The sequence below is a fragment of the Corynebacterium aquatimens genome (genome assembly GCF_030408395.1).
Taxonomy (GTDB): domain Bacteria; phylum Actinomycetota; class Actinomycetes; order Mycobacteriales; family Mycobacteriaceae; genus Corynebacterium; species Corynebacterium aquatimens.
The window spans coordinates 763,872-781,167 of the sequence record NZ_CP046980.1; the positions used below are offsets into that span (position 1 = coordinate 763,872).

Consider the following 17,296-nt stretch of genomic DNA (forward strand, 5'->3'; position numbering starts at 1 on the left):
CAATGAAGGTCACGGTCTATTCCGATGGGGGTTCACGCGGTAACCCCGGCGTTGCTGGTTCAGGCACCGTTGTTTATGACGAAGAAGGTGGCACCCTCGCTGAGATCGCCTACGTGGTGGGGAAGAAAGCATCCAATAACGTCGCGGAATACCACGGCCTGCTCCGCGGCCTTGAAGCCGCGCGCGATCTAGGCGCTAACGAGGTGGATGTCTACCTTGACTCCAAACTCGTGGTGGAGCAGATGTCCGGGCGTTGGAAGATCAAGCACCCGGACATGCAAAAACTAGCGCTCGAAGCGAAAGTGCTTGAGCGCGGTTTCAGCGCCGTGCACTACACCTGGGTTCCCCGCGCCAAGAATAAGAAAGCTGATGAACTCTCCAACGTTGCCATGGACGCCGCCGCCCGCGGCGACGGGCCGGGGGTGGTTACGGGATCCTTCGTTCACACCGCCGAGGATGTAGCGGCACCTAAGACGGCGCCTCAGGCCCCTACATCGGAGGCGACACCTGCGGCGACGGGTAGTCCTGCTCATTGGTTCGGGGAAAAGACACCACCCACGCGCTTCATTTGCTTGCGTCACGGGCAGACGGAACACTCCGCGAACAAGTGGTACAGCGGATCATCGAATCCGCCGCTGACAGATATCGGCCAGGACCAAGCACGCCGCGCGGCGGACGCAGTTGCCACCCACATCCAGAAACGGTTCGGGACGATTGGCGCCGTGGTGTCGTCTCCAAGCGAGCGCGCCCAGTCCACCGCACAAGCGTGCCTTACAGCTCTCGGCTCCCACGAGATTGAAACCATCGATGACCTGCGTGAAGTAGACTTTGGCGACTTTGAAGCCCGCTCACGCGAGGATGTCATGCGTGACTATCCGGACCAGTACGCGGCGTGGGTGGGCGACCCGCGCCAGGCCCCGCCGAACGGCGAATCCCAGGAGGAACTGTTCGCCCGCGTGACGGCCGTGCGCAAAGATCTGCAGGAGCGCTACGCGGGACAAACCGTTTTGGTGGTCACCCACATGATGCCCATCAAGTGCTTCATCGCCCAGGCTCTTGGCGGTGGCCCTGAACTTGCGCGACGACTCTTTTTGGACCTCACCTCGATCAACGTGGTGGAGTTCTACGAACCCGGCGCTGATGTGGGTGTAGTGCGCTGCATCAACGACACCGCGCACCTGCGTTGAACCTTGTTAGATGACCGGCACGGGTGCAACGGTGTAGACTTTCCTGCGCGAATGAGTCGGCCGGGTGATCGCGGCGAATGTGGACTGCGCGCGTATGCGGGCAAGCACGGGTCGAGGAAAGTCCGGACTCCGCACGGCACGGTGGTTGTTAACGGCAACCCGGGGTGACCCGCGGGAAAGTGCAACAGAGAGTAGACCGCCTTCACCGCGTGCGGTGGAGGTAAGGGTGAAAGGGTGCGGTAAGAGCGCACCGGCGGGTGTGGTGACACATCCGGCCAGGTAAACCCCACCGGGAGCAAGGCAAGAGCCCCTGCCCAAAAAGGCAGGGGTTGTCGGACGCTAGTAGGCTGCCCGCCGAAGTCCGAAGGTAGCTGCTTGAGGCACCCAGCAATGGGTGTCCTAGATGGATGATCGCCGCCCGCAACATACGTTGCGGGTACAGAATCCGGCTTACGTGCCGGCTCATTCGCACTTCTTCGAACGCTCTTTCCTTCGCGCTTTCCTTCGCGGAGGGCGGAATCTTCTGGGACAATTGTCCGGTATGAAACTGTATGCCGCACCGCTGGATTTCCGGGAGATCGCAGAAGAATTTGGCGTGCCCACCGAGTTCAGCCCGCAGCTGCATGAGGAAGCGGCGCGCGCGCAGGATCGCTACGCGGATCAGCGCGTGGATGCGAGGTCGGTCCCTTTGGTCACCATTGATCCCGCGGGTTCGATGGACCTTGACCAGGCAGTGTTCATTGAGGCCAATGGCGATGGCTATCGGGTGCTGTACGCCATCGCGGATGTCGCAGCGTTTGTGGAGCCAGGTTCAGGGATCCACGCCGAATCGTTACGGCGCGGCCAGACCGTGTACCTGCCGGATGAGCCTGCACGCTTGCACCCAGAAGAGCTCAGTGAAAACCGGGCTTCACTGCTGCCTGGCGTGGATCGGCCCGCTGTGTTGTGGACGTTCGAGCTGGATGCCGCTGGTGAGGTAGTAGGCGCTCATGTGGAACGCGCGGTGGTGCATTCCGTGGCGCGCCTTGATTATGACGGTGTGCAGGCAGATTTGGACGCCGATTGCATGCACCCGTCCATTGCGCTTTTGCCTAAGGTCGGGCAGTTGCGTGAGGCGTCGTCCTTACGCAGGCACGCGATCAACCTGCGTCTGCCAGCGGTGCGCGTGGTGGAGGTCCACCCTGGTCAAGGGGAGAGCGCGGGCCAGTATGAGCTCATGATTGAGCCACGCCACGCCGTGATGGATTACAACTCCGAGATCTCTTTGCTCACCGGCATGGTCGCGGGCCGAATGATGGAGTCGGCTGGGGTGGGCTTCTTGCGCACGTTACGGCCGGCCGGGCCAGAGGCTGTAGAGACCTTCCGCACGGAGGCGCGAGCCTTGGGCTTTGAGCTTGACGACGGCGAGGATGTAGGGGCGTTTCTTACCTGCATTGATGCGGACACACCTCGCGGAATGGCCGTGATGCGTGAAGCCCAGCGACTGCTGCGCGGGGCCGGGTACGTGGATCTGGAGCACAAGGAACCTGAAGTTCACGCGGGCATCGGTGGGTACTATTCCCACGTGACTGCGCCGCTGCGCAGATTAATTGACCGATACGCGACTGAGGTCTGCTTGGCGTTGTGCGCAGGCACGGATGTCCCGGAGTGGGTGCGTGCCGATGCGGAGCAGGTCGTGTCCACGATGGGGAAGACATCCCAGTTGGCTAACTCGGTGGATAAGGCGTGCTTGAACCTCACCGAAGCAACCGTTTTGCGCCCCTGGTTGGGGCAGAACTTCCACGGGGTGATCCTGAACACCGATGAGCAGCGGGACCAGGCCCGCGTCTTTGTTGTTGACCCGCCGGTCATGGCTGGCTGCCTTGGCCAGCCGGAGGAAGCAACAGAAACAATGCTGTCGCTGATCCGCGCCGATGTGGACACGCGCGAGGTCGCGTTTGCCTGGCCAGCGGATTAGGAAGCGAGCGCTAAGCAGCTAACTGCTGGGTGTGCTCGCGGGGCTCCCGGGACGCAGCTCAACAACGGCGAGGCCATCGCCGTCGAGCGTGCGGAGGAACTCGTCGGCGCGTGCAGCATCCACGAAAGCGATCACCGCGTCCGACATTCCCGGTGTTGCGGGGCGCACAACTGTTGCCCCGCGCAGGGAAATAAGCTCCAGCAAGGAATCGGGGGTGGTGAGCTCCGGGTGGGCGTTCGGTTCCGCAAGAGTGGAAATCAGGTCCTGGGGCCGCAAGGAACGCAACGCCCGGGCGACGTTTTCACCTTGACTGGACTCTGATTCCCCGTAAGCGATCCAACTGCGCGCCCTATCCGGGTCGAGTGCGGCATCAGCGCCTTTCACGTCGCGGACGGTGGCGACCCATTCCGCTACGCGATCCCCAGCGTCCGGAAGCTGGCGCAGCGAGTTCACGCCGAAGTTCGCACAGGCGCTGTCATAAAGCTCGCGGCTGGCGATAAGCGCCGGCTCGGTTGTCTGCGGGGTCCCGTGGGTGGCTGCAACGGAAAAGACCCGGAAGTGGGAGCGTTGCGGGTGTGGCGCTTGGGTGAGAGAAACATCCGAGTAGTCGATCACCGCGACGCTACTGTCCGCCCCGCGAAGAGCCGCGGTGTGGCGGGCGCGAAGGACGTGGTAGCCCCCGGCTTTGCCTGCCTGGTGGCACACCTCCGCCAAGCGCGTGCGCACCGGGGCGGTGTTCGCCTCCGGGTCGCGGGAGGACAGCGCCAAAGCAAGCGCAGCGTCAAACGAGTGACGCGCGCCCAGCCCCGAACCGAGCGGGATGTCAGACACCACCGTGATGTCCATGCCCTGAGTATCCCGGGAGAGCATCTGACGCCCCATCATCGTGGTGACCAGTGTCGACGCGCGCTCCGCTACATCGGATGGAACGGCCGCGTCAGCAAAGTTGCCGTAAATGCAGAAGTCCGCATCCGTGCGCGGCGAAACAGCCACGGCAAGGCGAAGGTCTGTCAGCCCTACCGCGATCACGCCGCCGAAGTGGTCCGCGTTCGCACCAGCTACCACCCACGTCCCAGGGGTGTCAGCACGCTGAGTGGGCTCGGTCCCCGTCGCAGAAACGTGAGCATCGAAGACTCGTTGAAGAACTGGTGTGTCAGGCGCGGTCCAAACGGGCATGGATTCAACAATAACGATTCGCAGATGACCGTGTGCATGTAGCCTGGGGCGCTATGGCTGATCAGAAGTTTTATTTTAACCCAACCACCGGCGAAGTTACTGAGGGCAAGGTTGCCGGCTGGGATGACCGCATGGGCCCGTACGACACCCGCGAGGAGGCCGAGCGCGCGCTCGAAACCGCCCGCGAGCGCACCAAGCGTGCCGACGACGAAGATGAGGCCGATGACAACTGGGGTGCACCGGCCTCCTGGGAGAAGTAAATCCTGCCGCAGTTTTGGGCAGCTGAAACTTACTTCTTCTTTTTCTTCTTCTTGTCTTTCTTGGAAACAGGCTTGACGTCCTTGAACTCTTTGCGCACGTTGTTCATGGCTTCCGAGTAGCCCTTGAGTGCTTCGTCCCCACGGGCGATCTCACGCTGGAACAAGATGCCGTAAGCGAAGGTGTCTTCACCGCGTTCACGTGCAGCGCGCACCAATCCCTCGATTCGGTCGCGGGACGTCACTGCGTCTTGGAAGTCCCCGAGGACTTCTTGCAGCTGCTTGCAGGCCTTGGACAGTTTGCCCGTCTTCAACCCGGCGCCTTTCGCCGCATTCGCGGAGTAGCGCAGCTTCTTCGCAGCCTTGCGCACGTCGTGGACGTAGTCCTCGCGCGTGTGCAGCGGCAAGGTCGTATCCGGGTAGTACTCCAACGCCAGCTTGTGGCGCTTGGCCACTTTCTTGTAGGCCTTCTCCAAGTGGTCGAAGAGGATCTCGCTTTCCGACGAACCGCTGGTCACTGGCGCGTCTTCGCCCGTTTCCTCATTGGCTGAGTCCTCACCTTCAACTGTGGCCGAGTCCTTACCCTCATCCTCTTTGGCCGAGTCCTTGCTAAAGGACTCGGCCAAAGGTGGGTTGGCAAGAAGCTCATCGATGGCGTCGAGCATCGCGAGGTAGCGTGGCGAGTTCATGGCGGCGACGATTTTGCGGTGGGCGGCCTCATACTCGTGGCGCATGTCGTTGCGGATGTGCTCGGCTGCGGTGTCGTCCACCTGGCCGGTTTCGTCGGAGTCTAAGAGGGCGTTGAATCGCTCTTCCACAACTTCCGCGTCGCGGGCAGTGCCGAGGAGTGCGGCGAGTTCTTTCAGCTCGGATTCGAGGTGGCGCAGGCTGTCGCCCACGAGGATGCCTTCGAATGTTTCGAGCAGGCTGCGCAGTTCGCGTGTGGCTACGCGCATTTGGTGGACGGAATCCCATTCATCGTCGCGCACCTTGGGATCCCATTCGATGAGTTTGTCGCGCTGTTCGCGCAGGGCGGCGATCACGGCGGCAGCGGGGGAGTCTTCATCCAGTTCCGCGCCAGCATCCACCGGTGGCGTTGGCGCGCTCTTCACCGAGTCGCCGAGTGCGGCGGCCAGCTTCGATGGGGAGTTGGACTTCCGTCCGCCAGCATTAATCACCAACGTTGTCGCTTCATGCAGCAGCGCAGCTCCGTCCGCGGTGTCAGCGATTGCCTCAGTGAGTTCCACTTCCCATTCGCGCCAGCTGGTCTGCTGGCCGCCGGGCAGGAGCGACCATGCTGTGACGTGGTCATCGCAAAATTCCGCGACCGCTTGCCCCCCTTCGTCGATAAGCACCTGCTCAACGCGGTGATTGTCCACTTGGGCGATGGGGATGAGATTTTCACCGCGGACGATCGCACGGACGTAATTAATAAGCTCCGCGGGCGGGGTCCCCGGATCCTCGAGCGGCGCGTGAAGCTCGCGGCGGCCGTTGCCATCGTTGGGGAGCTTGATGTGCCACCCGTCGTCCTTGCCGCCCGTGCGGCGCCGCAAGGTGATCTTCGCGCGGGTCAGCCGCAGGTCCGGAGTGTCGTAGTAGACGGCCGAGAGGTTGTGGGTCACGTCAGCATCACGCTTATCGACGGCCGTAAGTCGCGTGAAATCGGGCACCGGCGTGGCCTCGTCGACGGCGAATTTGGCTTCGACCTCAAGGTGGGCGTTGGCGCTCATGGATGACAACCTTCCTTTGGATTCCTCTAGGGGAACAAACAACGTGAAGTGCGTTCTTAACCTAGAGTTTACCTTGGCTATTTCAGTAATGTGGGGGACATGAACAGCCAACAGGAAAACGTGCTGCGTGAGGTAGAAGAGCGCGACATTCGCTTCATCAGATTGTGGTTCACCGACTTGTTTGGGTCGCTGAAGACGGTGATGATGTCGCCCGCGGAGTTGGAAGGCGCTTTCGAAGAAGGCGTGGGGTTTGATGGGTCCTCGATCGAGGGTTTCTCCCGCGTTGCGGAATCGGACACTCTGTTGCTTCCGGACCCTTCGACGTACCAAGCACTGCCGTTTGATGTGGACGATGACTTGCAGACAGCACGGATGTTCTGCGATATCTCGATGCCGGATGGGGAGCCCCTCTACGCCGACCCGCGCCAGGTGTTGCGCCGGACCTTGACCAAGGCGGCGGACGCTGGGTTTGAGTGTGTGGCCAGTCCGGAGATTGAGTTTTATGTGCTGACAAGTCCGGATGATCCACGACCGGTGGATGATGGCGGCTACTTCGACCAGGCTAAGCAGAATGCGGCACCGCGCTTTCGGCGTCAATCCATCTCCGCACTGGAATACATGGGGATTCAAACGGAGTTCTCCCACCACGAGGGCTCGCCGGGCCAGCAGGAGATTGACCTGCGGGTAACCGATGCGCTGACAATGGCGGACAACATCATTACGTTCCGCTACATTGTGAAAACCGTGGCGGAGGCCTCCGGCGTACTGGCCACGTTCATGCCAAAGCCATTCCGTGAGCACAACGGTTCAGCGATGCACACGCACGTCTCTTTGTTTGAGGGCGATTCCAATGCGTTCCATGACCCGGACGATGAATACGCATTGTCCGCGACGGCGCGTCATTTCATCGCCGGAATCATTGAGCATGCCCCGGAGATCTCCGCGGTAACTAACCAGTGGGTGAACTCGTACAAGCGCCTGCAATTCGGCTCTGAGGCGCCGACCGCCGCAACCTGGGGTGTGTCCAACAGCTCGGCTATGGTTCGTGTGCCCACCTACCGCTTGAACAAAGCCGCATCCCGCCGGGTTGAGGTGCGCACGATTGATTCCGCGGCGAACCCTTACTTGGCCTACGCGGTGATCTTCGCCGCGGGGTTGAAAGGCATTGAGAATGAGTATGAGCTGGGTGATCCGGCTGTGGACGATGTCTTTGCGCTGACCCGCCGTGAGCGCCGCGCAATGGGCTACCGGGATCTCCCGGGCTCCCTCGATGCGGCCCTGCGTCAGCTGGAAAGCTCCGAGTTCATGGCTGAAGTTTTGGGCGAGCAGGTCTTTGATTTCTACCTCCGCTCCAAGTGGGATGAATGGCGCCGCTACGAAGACCAGATCACCCCGTGGGAACTGGAAAGCAACCTGAATCTTTAGAACCTGTAGGAGATTATTTCCATGGCGCGCGCGAGCACACCTTCCCCGTCGATCTTCGGGTTAAGCGGAAAGACAGCGCAGCAAGATCTCGATGCCCTGCAGTGGAGCGGCACCGATGTGCTTTATGCACTCGGCGGATCGGGTAATCCGGACTTGACGCTGGCGACCAGTCGTCGATTAGCGGATGCTTTGGGCGATGACTATGACGAGCTGGCGGACGCTCTCGAGTCCGATGAGACGCTGCGTATCAGGCTCTTTGCCCTGCTCGGCGGGTCGACGGCGCTGGGGGACCACTTGGTGGCGCACCCGCAGCTGTGGCGACTGATAGCCCAGCCGCTGCCCACGCGGGAAGAGATGTTTCAGGCGATGCTTTCTGCAGTAGACGCGACGCCGGAACCGGGTGACCCGACGGCGAGCGATGATTTGTCCACCCCCGGCACCTACCGCGCGGCAGAAGATGGAATTGAAGCGAAGCGCGCGCTGAAAAACGCCTACCGCACGCTGGTGATGCGGGTCGCGGCGGCGGACCTTGCCGGAACCTACGCGGGGTTCAAGGGCCATGGCACGAATGAACCTGAGATCGGTTACAAAGACCTCACGGAGATGCTCACCACGATTGCGGACGCGGCGCTGACCGCGGCGTTAGCGGTGGCCGTGCGCTCCGCATACGGCGACGCTGAGCGGGATGATGACATTGCGGTGATCGCGATGGGCAAGTGCGGCGCGCGGGAGCTGAACTACATCTCTGATGTGGACGTGATCTTCGTAGCTTCTGAGGCAACGGCGAAAATCACCCGCGTGGCCAGCGAGTTCACCGCTGTGGGAAACTCGGCCTTCTTCGACGTGGATGCTAACCTGCGGCCCGAAGGAAAATCCGGCGCGCTCGTGCGCACGCTGGAATCCCACGTTGCGTACTACAAGCGGTGGGCGGAAACCTGGGAATTCCAAGCACTGCTCAAGGCTCGTCCGATGACGGGCAACATGGAGCTCGGAGCCGCCTACCGCGATGCGTTAAGTCCCATGGTGTGGGAGGCCAGCCAGCGCGAATCCTTCGTTGAAGACGTTCAAGCGATGCGCCGCCGCGTGCTGGACAATGTGCCCGCGGACGTCAAGCCGCGTGAGCTCAAGCTGGGGCCTGGGGGCTTACGCGACGTTGAGTTCGCCGTCCAGCTACTCCAGCTCGTGCACGGGCGTATCGACGAATCGGTGCGGGTGAAAAACACCGTCGCCGCGATTGAGGCTCTCGCCGCCGGCGGGTATGTCGGCCGTGAAGATTCCAAGGCGCTGATTGAGGCCTACGAATTCCTGCGCCTTTTAGAGCACCGTCTGCAACTGCACCGCTTCAAGCGCACGCACACGCTACCGGAAGAATCGGATGCAAAAGCCCGCCGTTGGTTGGCCCTGACGTCCGGATTCACCTCCACGCCGAAAATTTCGGCCGTGCAGGGGATGGAAAAGCACCTGAAAACTCAGCGTAAATACGTCTCCGACCTGCACTCACGTCTCTTCTACCGTCCGCTGCTGAACACGATTGCGGGCATGAGCATCGGCGAAGCATCGCTCACCCCTGACGCGGCGAAAGCGCAGCTCAAAGCGCTTGGTTACAAGCACCCTGACCGCGCGTACGAGCACCTCCGCTCGCTCGCCGAAGGGCGCTCCCGCAAAGCAAAGCTGCAAGCCATTTTGCTGCCCACGCTCATGGTGTGGCTGGGGGAGACAGCGGACCCCGACGCGGGCTTGCTCAACTACCGCAAGCTGTCTGAGGCCGCCGTGGACAAGTCCTGGTTCTTGCGCATGCTTCGCGACGAAGGGGTGGTCGGCGAACGCCTCATGCACATCCTGGGCACGTCCCCCTACGCGGCTGAGCTTTTTATTTCTGCGCCGGACGTGGTGAAGCTGCTGAGCGACGGCGCGAGCCAACCCAAGCTGCTCGACGCGGCACCCGATCGGGTCTACAAGGCACTCATCGCGGCAACGAAACGCCATGCAGACCCGGACAAGGCCGTGTCCGTTGCCCGTTCACTGCGCCGCGCCGAATTAGCCCGCATCGCCGCAGCCGACCTACTGGGCCTCATGGACGTCCGACAGGTCTGCGACCAACTGTCCTGGGTGTGGGACGCCGTGCTGGAAGCAGGATTACGCGCAGAAATCCGCGCCGACCTCGCCGAGCAGGGCCTCGAGGAACCCCCAGCCCGCATCGCCGTGATCGGCATGGGCCGCCTCGGCGGCGCGGAACTGGGCTACGGCTCCGACGCGGACGTCATCATCGTCGCCGAACCGTTTGACGGGTTTACCCCGTCAAACGAGGACACACGGTCAAACGAAGCCAAGACGTCGAACGAGAGCGATCCCATCGCGTGGGCCGCCCGCATCGTGGACCAGTTGAGGAAACGCCTAGCTAAGCCGTCGTCGGACCCGCCGCTGGAAGTGGACCTTGGTCTGCGTCCAGAGGGGCGCTCCGGTGCAGTAGTCCGCACGATCGCGTCGTATGAGCGCTACTACAAGGAATGGGGCGAGGTGTGGGAGAAGCAAGCTCTTCTCCGTGCAGCGCTTGTAGCCGGTGACCATGAGGTCGGGGAGAAGTTCCTGCGCATGATTGACCAGTTCCGCTACCCCGATGGCGGCGCCACCGATGCGGACATCCGGGAAATCCGCCGCATCAAGGCGCGTGTGGACAATGAGCGTCTGCCGCGCGGGGCTGATCGTGCTACGCACACCAAGCTGGGGCGAGGCGCGCTGTCCGATGTGGAGTGGACCGTGCAGTTGCTCACCATGATGCACGCGCACACCTTTGATGAGCTTCACAATACGTCCACGCTGGAGGTCTTAGACTTCCTGGAGACCGCCGAGGCCGACGGCATCATTGAGCAGTCCCAGGCCCGCAAACTCAAGGACGCGTGGTTGATAGCCACGAAGGCGCGTAACGCTTTGGTTCTGGTCACAGGCAAGCGCATGGACCAACTGCCCGGCCCGGGCCAGCAGCTCGCCGTCGTCGCCGGTGCTGCCGGATTCGATCCGCAGGAGCCCCAGGCCTTTTTGGAGCGCTACCTTAAAGTCACGCGCCGGGCCCACCGGGTGGTCGAGGAGGTCTTCTGGGGCGAGGCTCCGTCGCTGGAATTCGAGTAGTGCGCCTGCCGGTAAGGTTAACCGGCTACACTTCGACGGGTGGACTACATCTCAACGCGCGACACCACCGCAACCCCGTTTGCGTTCACCGACATCCTGCTCTCTGGCCTTGCCCCCGACGGCGGGCTTTACCTGCCTAGCGAGTACCCGCAGGTCGATGCCGAACTGCTTGAATCGTGGCGCAGGCTGCTTGAAACCGAAGGGTACGCGGCGCTAGCCGCGGCCGTCGTTAAGCTATTTGTGCCCGACATTGAGCCTGATGAGATCGCGCGACTAACAGCGAACGCGTACCGCACGCCGGCGTTTTCCACGGAGGAAATCGTGCCGGTGACGGCGCTGACGGATGCTGGTGAGGAAAGCACGACCGTCTACCTTGCGCACCTGTCGGAGGGTCCGACCGCCGCGTTCAAGGACATGGCGATGCAGCTGCTCGGCGAGCTCTTTGAGTACGAGCTGGAGCGCCGCGGCCAGGAGCTGAACATCCTCGGCGCGACGTCTGGCGACACCGGCTCGAGCGCTGAGTACGCAATGCGCGGCCGCGACAACATCAACGTCTTCATGCTCACTCCCGCTGGCCGCATGACGGAATTCCAGCAGGCGCAAATGTTCGGCCTGGACGAGCCCAACGTGTTCAACATCGCGCTTGACGGCGTCTTCGATGACTGCCAGGACGTGGTCAAAGAGGTCAACTCCGACCCTGAGTTCAAAGCCGCCCACCGCATCGGCGCCGTGAACTCCATTAACTGGGCGCGCCTGCTCGCGCAGACCGTGTACTACATCTCCAGCTACCTCAAGGTCACCGAAGCCCCCGCCGACGGTGCAGCACCGCAGAAGGTGTCCTTCTCCGTCCCGACCGGCAACTTCGGCGACATTTGCGCAGGCCACATTGTGAAACAGATGGGCGTGCCCATTGACAAGCTGATCGTTGCCACCAATGAGAACGACGTGCTCAACGAGTTCTTCACCACCGGCGACTACCGTCCGCGCTCCGCCGCGGAAACCCACGCCACGTCCTCGCCGTCGATGGACATCTCCAAGGCCTCAAACTTCGAACGCTTCATCTTCGACGTGCTGGGCCGCGACGCCGCGCGCACCGCTGACCTCTTTGGCACGCAGGTCAAGCAGGGCGGCTTCACGCTTGACGACGAAGAAATGTCCGCTATCCGCGAGCAATTCGGTTTTCTATCCGCAACGTCGAGCCACGCTGACCGCCTAGCGATGATCAAGAAGACCTACGACGACCACGGTGTGATCGTTGACCCCCACACTGCCGATGGTTTGTGCGCCGCTGCCGCCCACGCCGATGGTGTGGATAGCCCCATCGTCGTGCTGGAAACCGCTCTGCCAGTAAAGTTCTCCGAGACCATCGTCGAAGCGATCGGCCGCGAACCCGAGGTTCCACAGCGCTTCGAAGGCATCCTCGACGCCCCGCGCACAGTCGTGGACATGCCGAACGACGCCCAGGCGGTCAAGGACTTCATCGCCGAGCACACCAACTAAGACCAACCCGCTCATCAGCCACGAAAGGACACGTGAACTATGGCACAAGAAACATTCGCCGGCCCCGAGCACTACACCGAGTTCGACCCGAAGAAGTTCCTCCGCGACCTAAAGATCCAAAAGGACATGGAGAACGAAGCCGCACACGAATCCGACTCCACCGACACCGCTAACCCGGGAACTTCCGCGTCCGAGTAACCTCCCCCAATCATGGAGCCCCAGCAGCCCGGCCGCGGCGCACGGCCCGACCAGCCACGCCGCCACGCCGGGCCCAAACACGCTCTGCGTCCCGAACAGCGCCAAACCGGCCAGCGCCCGCCGCAGCAGCAGCCGCGCCAGCCACAGCAACGACCTACGCCGCCACCGGGTCGGCGACCAACGCCTGCTAACGGGCAGCGCACAGCCCCACAACGCCGGCAGCAAGCGCCTGGGAATCAGCCTCCTCAGCGCCGCCAGCTGGGCCCGCCGCCCGGCCACCCGCACTACCAAGGGCCGCCTTTCGGGGCGGACCACGTGGCCTTCGAAGAGCCCCCGCGCAATACGGGGGTCGCACTGACCTTGTGGATCGCGTTCCTCATGGTTCTAGGTTTCACCATTGCCTCGGTCGCATGGATCGCGATGTCAAATGAGGATTGGACCACGATGCGTTCGCAGGAGCGTCAGGAAAATTCCGCGGCGCGTCGCCCGCCCGAGGGCATTCCTGCGGAAGAGCGCCCTGAAGTACCTAAGGTTCGCGTGCCTGAAATGGCCATGTGGGCGCCGGGAACGCTCATCGCCTCGACGGACCATTACCCGCAACCCGGGGAACACTTCACGGCGCAGACCTGCACGGTTGCGTTTAGCTTCAGCAGCGCCGCGGGAAAGAATTACGCCGTCACTGCTGGCCACTGCGGCGATGAAGGTGACCTTGTGTGGCCCACATCTGCCTCCACCGCGGCTGACTACAAGCGCGAAGCAGGCAAGTTCATCTACTCCGGTTTATCCAGTCCAGGGGCTGAAAACATCGACGTCGGCATTATTGAAATCACCGACCCCGACCGCTACATGCCGCTCGTCGGCGATGTCATCCCCACCGGGCTTTACACGGGTGACATGAAGAAAGGGAACAAGATCTGCAAAACCGGCGGCACGACCGGCTACACGTGCGGCACGTTCGAAGCATCCGACCGCGCACAGATCATCCGCACCGATGGTGATGAAGAGCGGGAAACCAACGGCGACCTCGGTAAAGTGTGCGCGTTACCCGGTGATTCCGGCGGACCCGTTTTCTACGAAGTCTCCGGCCGCGCCGCGATCATCGGCGTCGTTTCCGGGACGGAGGCTGGCCGCGCCAAAGAACCGTGCGATGCCCCTGATTCTAAGGACAAGACAATGTCCTACTCCTCGTATGAGCAGGTCACGCAGGTCATTGACAAAGTCGTCCCTGACGCGTTGTGGATCGACCAGGCGTGGTAGCCCGGTCAGCACAGATCAGCCCCCTCCGCAACCTTTCCTTGCACACTATAGTGTGCAATTTTCGCTTTTCGACGGTCCCCACCTATGCCATCATCGGTCTTAGCTACAACAGACAGCGACACCAGCGGATACCGCTGGCAGCGAGATCCACCGGACATATGGGGGTATGGCGGAGTGAGTACACGCGCATCAGCAACCACGGGCACCCGCGCCCACCGCTACCGCGCCGTTCTCCTCGCAAGCTTGTCAGTAGTAGCTTGTGCAACGTCAAGTTGCACTGAGGGGGGTACGGGTATCCCCGGGGACGACTATCCACCCGGGGATACCCGTAGCAATTCTTCCGCCGCCAACACCAACTCCGGCGCCGACGCCGTTTCCGACACCGACGCTGTCTCCGAAAACCACAGCGAGGACCGGCCCGCATTCCATTTCCAAAGCGGCGACCTCGAACTTGGCGACTTCGACTACGAAGAGATCAAAGACAACCTCTTCGACCCATGCACCGAGATCTCTGCAGAAGAATTCGCCGCGGTGGGCCTTGAGGCTGATCAAAAATCGACGTTTATTACCAACGTTGGCGGTATTGCGTGTGGCATTGATGATAACCATCCGAATTATGTCTTGAACCTTTTCACGATCCCGCGATCGATGGAAAATATTCAGGAGTGGAACACTTCGGCTGAACCGTATACGACCCAAATTCCGAATTCGTTCAGGTACAGGGGACACACGCCAGGAGAAGAAACTTGCATTGTCGCAGTCGATACCGAACGAGGACACGTGGGAATCGGTGCTACCGCAATTCGTGGCGGGGCTCGTTTCGACAAACTTTGTGAAACTGCTGGCCACCTTCTAGAGGGGCTTTACACGCTTTAAAACCAAGTAACAGGGGGAGAAAAATGCTCAATATCCAAACGGAAGGCGTTCGTGCAGCTATAGATGGGCTGCTTGCAGCTCAAAAACCACTACTTCGAAAATCCGGACTTCAAAATTACTTTACGGGCACCACCTTTTCCCAGGTGTCGGGCCTGGATCAGTCGGGTGGGATGCATGGGTTGATTTCGTCGGTGTCGCAGCCGGAGGCGACGAAGGCGTTGGCGGATCACTTTGGTGATGTGGTGGAGTTGTTGTCGTCGCAGTTGGTGTCGGTGGAGTTGTTGGATACGAGTATCGGGGACAACTTGGCGGCGTTGGGATTGATGGGCTCGGCGGCGCAGAATGCGTGGGATAGTACGGTGGCGCCGGTGATGACGGCGTCGGTGGTTAACCCGACGACGAACCACTTCAATGCGTCGCCGGCGGTGGCGGGGCGGCCGGTGAGTTTGGACATCGTCACTGGGCAGTTGGCATCGAGTGATGTGGGATCGATGTCGGCGATTGCGGCGAACTGGACGGATACTGCGGGGGCGGTAACGGAGGCAGTGGGGCAGATTCCGGCGGCCGTGGGGGCGTTGGCGTCGTCGGCGGAGACACCTTTCGTCGCTAAGGCTATTGCGACTTTGAACCAAATTGGAGCGGCCGGGGGACAATACGCGGCGAATGCTGGGGCGTTGGCGGCGCATACGACGAATTTGGTGACGGTGACTGAGGCGAACACGCTGCAGGCGGCGGTGTTGTTGTCCGTCGTGAGGGCGCAGGGTAATCCTGCGGCGGCGAAGGCGATGGAAGAGGCATTCCTGTCGGCGTTTGGTGGGAAGTTAACGTCTGAGCTTGTGCCGACGGTTCCGGGTTTCCGGCAGCTTTTGCCGCCGTTGGGTGCGCATTCAGGTGGTGCGTTATCCACTGCGGCGGGGGCGGCACCAGTGGTTGCTGGATTTGGGGCGACGCCGTTACCCACGGTGGTGCAAGATGCGCTTAACCACGCTGGGTATAGGGATTTAGCGGCGGCGACGTCACCGGTGGATGTGATTGAGCAATACGGGCGGCCGAATCCGGACATGCTGGCGTCAATCGCAGAGGGTGCGACGCCGACGCAGATTGCTAGTGCCGGTGCGCCGTCGTTGCCGCCGGTGACTACTGGGATGCCGGGTGCAGGTGGTGGTGTGCCTGGTGGTCTGGGTGCTGGTGGTCTGGGCACTGGCGGTGGTCCAGGCTTTGGTGTGGGTTCTGGTGGAGTCGGTATGTCGCCAGGTGGGGTTGGTGTTTCGCCGGCGGGTGCTGGTGCCGGTGCTGGTGCTGGTGGATTTGCGCCACTGGGTGGACTTGGCGGATTTGGTGGGTCCGGTGGCGCGGGTGCTGGTGGTTCCGGACGACCGGGTGGCGTTGGTGGCCTAGGCGGGGGAACCGGTGCAGGGCCGGGGTTTGGCCGGGGTGGTTTTGGTGCTGGCGGATTGGGTGCTGGCGGATACGGCGCTGGTGGTGTGGGTGCCGGTGGCGCTGGGGCTGGTTCGTCGACGGTTGTGGGGGCTGGTGGAAACAATGGTGGCCGGGCAGGTGCGGGTCGCAGTGGGGTGGCTAGTGCTGGCGGCGCTGGTGTGGCTGGGGCGCGTCGGGGGGATCGGAAAAATGGTGCGGACGGTGCGGTGAAGGCGGTGACGTCGGCGGTGGAACGTGATGGGAATTTGCGGGCGTTGCTCGGGGAGGGGAAGGCGGTTGTGCCGGGTGTGATTGGGGCGTGGGTGCGCGAGCCGCAGCGGTAGTTGGGCGTGTCGTTTGTGGTTTAGCGGGACTTGTTGCCGTCGCCGGGGGTGGAGATGGGGCCGACGGAATGATGGTCGGGGCGGCCTTTCATTTTGGTTACTTGGTGGAGTGTGTCGGGGGTGAATGCGTAGAGTTTGATGGCTTCGATGTCCGGTGGGCGGCGCAGTGAATTCGACGTGTTCAAAAGATTCTTGGCGGTGGTGTCGGAATCGGCGAACCAGCGGATGGACGCATGGGTTTTGAAAAAGCGGCTGGGGAAGTTGGAAAACTCTACTGAGTCGGCGCCGTTGGTCAGGGCGAATTCGATGAGGCGCTGGGTGGAGCGGGGATCGTTGCTGCTGAAGCAGTAGCCGGTGAAGGAAAGCCGCATGTTGTCCGGGGCGGTCAATGTCATGGAGTCGATGCAATCGTGTTGCAACAGATCGCTGGTGTGCCGCGATAGTTCGGGGATGTTTGCCATGGCTGCTTCGGTCAAGGTGCCGGTGACAACAACGCCGGTTTCGGTTGTGGCGGTGTGCGAGTTGGCGATCAGGTCAGGCCGGATGACTTTGTTGACGTTGGCTTGGTTTTTTACCGGGGTGGGTGGTGGATAGACGTAGGTTGTTTGCGTCACCACTGTGGTGCGGGCTGGGCCGTCGTTGTAGTTCACCAGGTTTGCCACCAAGAGCACGCCGAGGATGATCGCAACGGCGTAGAGCAGGAGAAATGCGGGAAGAGGAAGCCGCTGAATAACGGTCTTCTTTTTCTCTTCCTGGGTGCTCATGATGGCCTATAAGCTTAACGCAGTGCGGGGGCTGTCCGTAGACTTGGCACGGAAGAGTTGGCACGGAAAGAAACGAAGCA

General features: G+C 61.8%; 13 protein-coding genes and 1 other RNA gene. 11 read left to right on the forward strand and 3 right to left on the reverse strand.

Annotated features, from left to right (window positions below):
* Positions 1 to 2 precede the first annotated feature (2 nt).
* The 3 genes from CAQUA_RS03525 to CAQUA_RS03535 all read left to right on the forward strand — a co-directional run bounded on the left by CAQUA_RS03525 (position 3) and on the right by CAQUA_RS03535 (position 3,144).
* A complete protein-coding gene (locus tag CAQUA_RS03525; protein ID WP_196824494.1) occupies positions 3 to 1,187 on the forward strand; it encodes a bifunctional RNase H/acid phosphatase in 1,185 nt (394 codons plus the stop codon).
* Between the two features lie 52 nt (positions 1,188 to 1,239).
* Positions 1,240 to 1,656, forward strand: an RNA gene (gene rnpB, locus CAQUA_RS03530) — RNase P RNA component class A.
* Between the two features lie 72 nt (positions 1,657 to 1,728).
* Positions 1,729 to 3,144: an RNB domain-containing ribonuclease gene (locus CAQUA_RS03535; protein WP_196824493.1), complete on the forward strand. Its 1,416-nt coding sequence runs from the start codon at positions 1,729 to 1,731 to the stop codon at positions 3,142 to 3,144.
* An 18-nt stretch (positions 3,145 to 3,162) separates the two neighbouring features.
* On the opposite strand, the gene CAQUA_RS03540 is transcribed toward CAQUA_RS03535, so the two are convergent.
* Positions 3,163 to 4,320, reverse strand: a complete 1,158-nt coding sequence (locus CAQUA_RS03540; RefSeq protein WP_196824492.1) for a galactokinase — start codon at positions 4,318 to 4,320, stop codon at positions 3,163 to 3,165.
* A gap of 53 nt (positions 4,321 to 4,373) precedes the next feature.
* Here CAQUA_RS03540 and CAQUA_RS03545 point away from each other — a divergent pair, with 53 nt between their 5' ends.
* A complete protein-coding gene (locus tag CAQUA_RS03545; RefSeq protein ID WP_196824491.1) occupies positions 4,374 to 4,580 on the forward strand; it encodes a hypothetical protein in 207 nt (68 codons plus the stop codon).
* Positions 4,581 to 4,609: 29 nt separating this feature from the next.
* Here the strand turns inward: CAQUA_RS03545 and CAQUA_RS03550 are convergent, their stop codons facing one another.
* Positions 4,610 to 6,307, reverse strand: a complete 1,698-nt coding sequence (locus CAQUA_RS03550) for a CYTH and CHAD domain-containing protein (protein ID WP_196824490.1) — start codon at positions 6,305 to 6,307, stop codon at positions 4,610 to 4,612.
* 99 nt (positions 6,308 to 6,406) lie between these two features.
* Between CAQUA_RS03550 and CAQUA_RS03555 the strand changes: the two genes are divergently transcribed.
* From CAQUA_RS03555 to CAQUA_RS03585, 7 genes are all read left to right on the forward strand, one after another.
* The gene (locus CAQUA_RS03555) at positions 6,407 to 7,732 is read left to right on the forward strand and encodes a glutamine synthetase family protein (protein WP_196824489.1); all 1,326 of its coding nucleotides are present in this window, start codon (positions 6,407 to 6,409) and stop codon (positions 7,730 to 7,732) included.
* 21 nt (positions 7,733 to 7,753) lie between these two features.
* On the forward strand, positions 7,754 to 10,858 hold the full coding sequence (locus CAQUA_RS03560) for a bifunctional [glutamine synthetase] adenylyltransferase/[glutamine synthetase]-adenylyl-L-tyrosine phosphorylase (protein WP_196824488.1): 3,105 nt from the start codon (positions 7,754 to 7,756) through the stop codon (positions 10,856 to 10,858).
* Between the two features lie 39 nt (positions 10,859 to 10,897).
* Entirely contained in the window at positions 10,898 to 12,358 is a 1,461-nt protein-coding gene (gene thrC, locus CAQUA_RS03565) for a threonine synthase (protein ID WP_196824487.1), read from the forward strand.
* A gap of 39 nt (positions 12,359 to 12,397) precedes the next feature.
* A complete protein-coding gene (locus tag CAQUA_RS03570; RefSeq protein ID WP_196824486.1) occupies positions 12,398 to 12,556 on the forward strand; it encodes a hypothetical protein in 159 nt (52 codons plus the stop codon).
* Positions 12,557 to 12,568: 12 nt separating this feature from the next.
* Complete coding sequence (locus CAQUA_RS03575) at positions 12,569 to 13,813, forward strand: trypsin-like serine protease (RefSeq protein WP_231375426.1); 1,245 nt, start codon at positions 12,569 to 12,571, stop codon at positions 13,811 to 13,813.
* A 174-nt stretch (positions 13,814 to 13,987) separates the two neighbouring features.
* Positions 13,988 to 14,689, forward strand: a complete 702-nt coding sequence (locus CAQUA_RS03580; protein ID WP_196824485.1) for a DUF3558 family protein — start codon at positions 13,988 to 13,990, stop codon at positions 14,687 to 14,689.
* Between the two features lie 143 nt (positions 14,690 to 14,832).
* Positions 14,833 to 16,452, forward strand: a complete 1,620-nt coding sequence (locus CAQUA_RS03585) for a hypothetical protein (RefSeq protein ID WP_196824484.1) — start codon at positions 14,833 to 14,835, stop codon at positions 16,450 to 16,452.
* A gap of 20 nt (positions 16,453 to 16,472) precedes the next feature.
* Here the strand turns inward: CAQUA_RS03585 and CAQUA_RS03590 are convergent, their stop codons facing one another.
* Positions 16,473 to 17,216, reverse strand: coding sequence for a hypothetical protein (locus CAQUA_RS03590; RefSeq protein WP_196824483.1), 744 nt, complete (start codon positions 17,214 to 17,216; stop codon positions 16,473 to 16,475).
* Positions 17,217 to 17,296 lie beyond the last annotated feature (80 nt).

Excerpts from the sequence above, each read along its gene's own strand:
- CAQUA_RS03540 (WP_196824492.1), bottom strand. The coding sequence starts at position 4,320 with ATGCCCGTTTGGACCGCGCCTGACACACCAGTTCTTCAACGAGTCTTC.
- CAQUA_RS03550 (WP_196824490.1), bottom strand. The coding sequence starts at position 6,307 with ATGAGCGCCAACGCCCACCTTGAGGTCGAAGCCAAATTCGCCGTCGAC.
- CAQUA_RS03575 (WP_231375426.1), top strand. The coding sequence starts at position 12,569 with ATGGAGCCCCAGCAGCCCGGCCGCGGCGCACGGCCCGACCAGCCACGC.
- CAQUA_RS03545 (WP_196824491.1), top strand. The coding sequence starts at position 4,374 with ATGGCTGATCAGAAGTTTTATTTTAACCCAACCACCGGCGAAGTTACT.
- CAQUA_RS03560 (WP_196824488.1), top strand. The coding sequence starts at position 7,754 with ATGGCGCGCGCGAGCACACCTTCCCCGTCGATCTTCGGGTTAAGCGGA.
- CAQUA_RS03535 (WP_196824493.1), top strand. The coding sequence starts at position 1,729 with ATGAAACTGTATGCCGCACCGCTGGATTTCCGGGAGATCGCAGAAGAA.
- CAQUA_RS03555 (WP_196824489.1), top strand. The coding sequence starts at position 6,407 with ATGAACAGCCAACAGGAAAACGTGCTGCGTGAGGTAGAAGAGCGCGAC.
- CAQUA_RS03570 (WP_196824486.1), top strand. The coding sequence starts at position 12,398 with ATGGCACAAGAAACATTCGCCGGCCCCGAGCACTACACCGAGTTCGAC.
- CAQUA_RS03525 (WP_196824494.1), top strand. The coding sequence starts at position 3 with ATGAAGGTCACGGTCTATTCCGATGGGGGTTCACGCGGTAACCCCGGC.
- CAQUA_RS03590 (WP_196824483.1), bottom strand. The coding sequence starts at position 17,216 with ATGAGCACCCAGGAAGAGAAAAAGAAGACCGTTATTCAGCGGCTTCCT.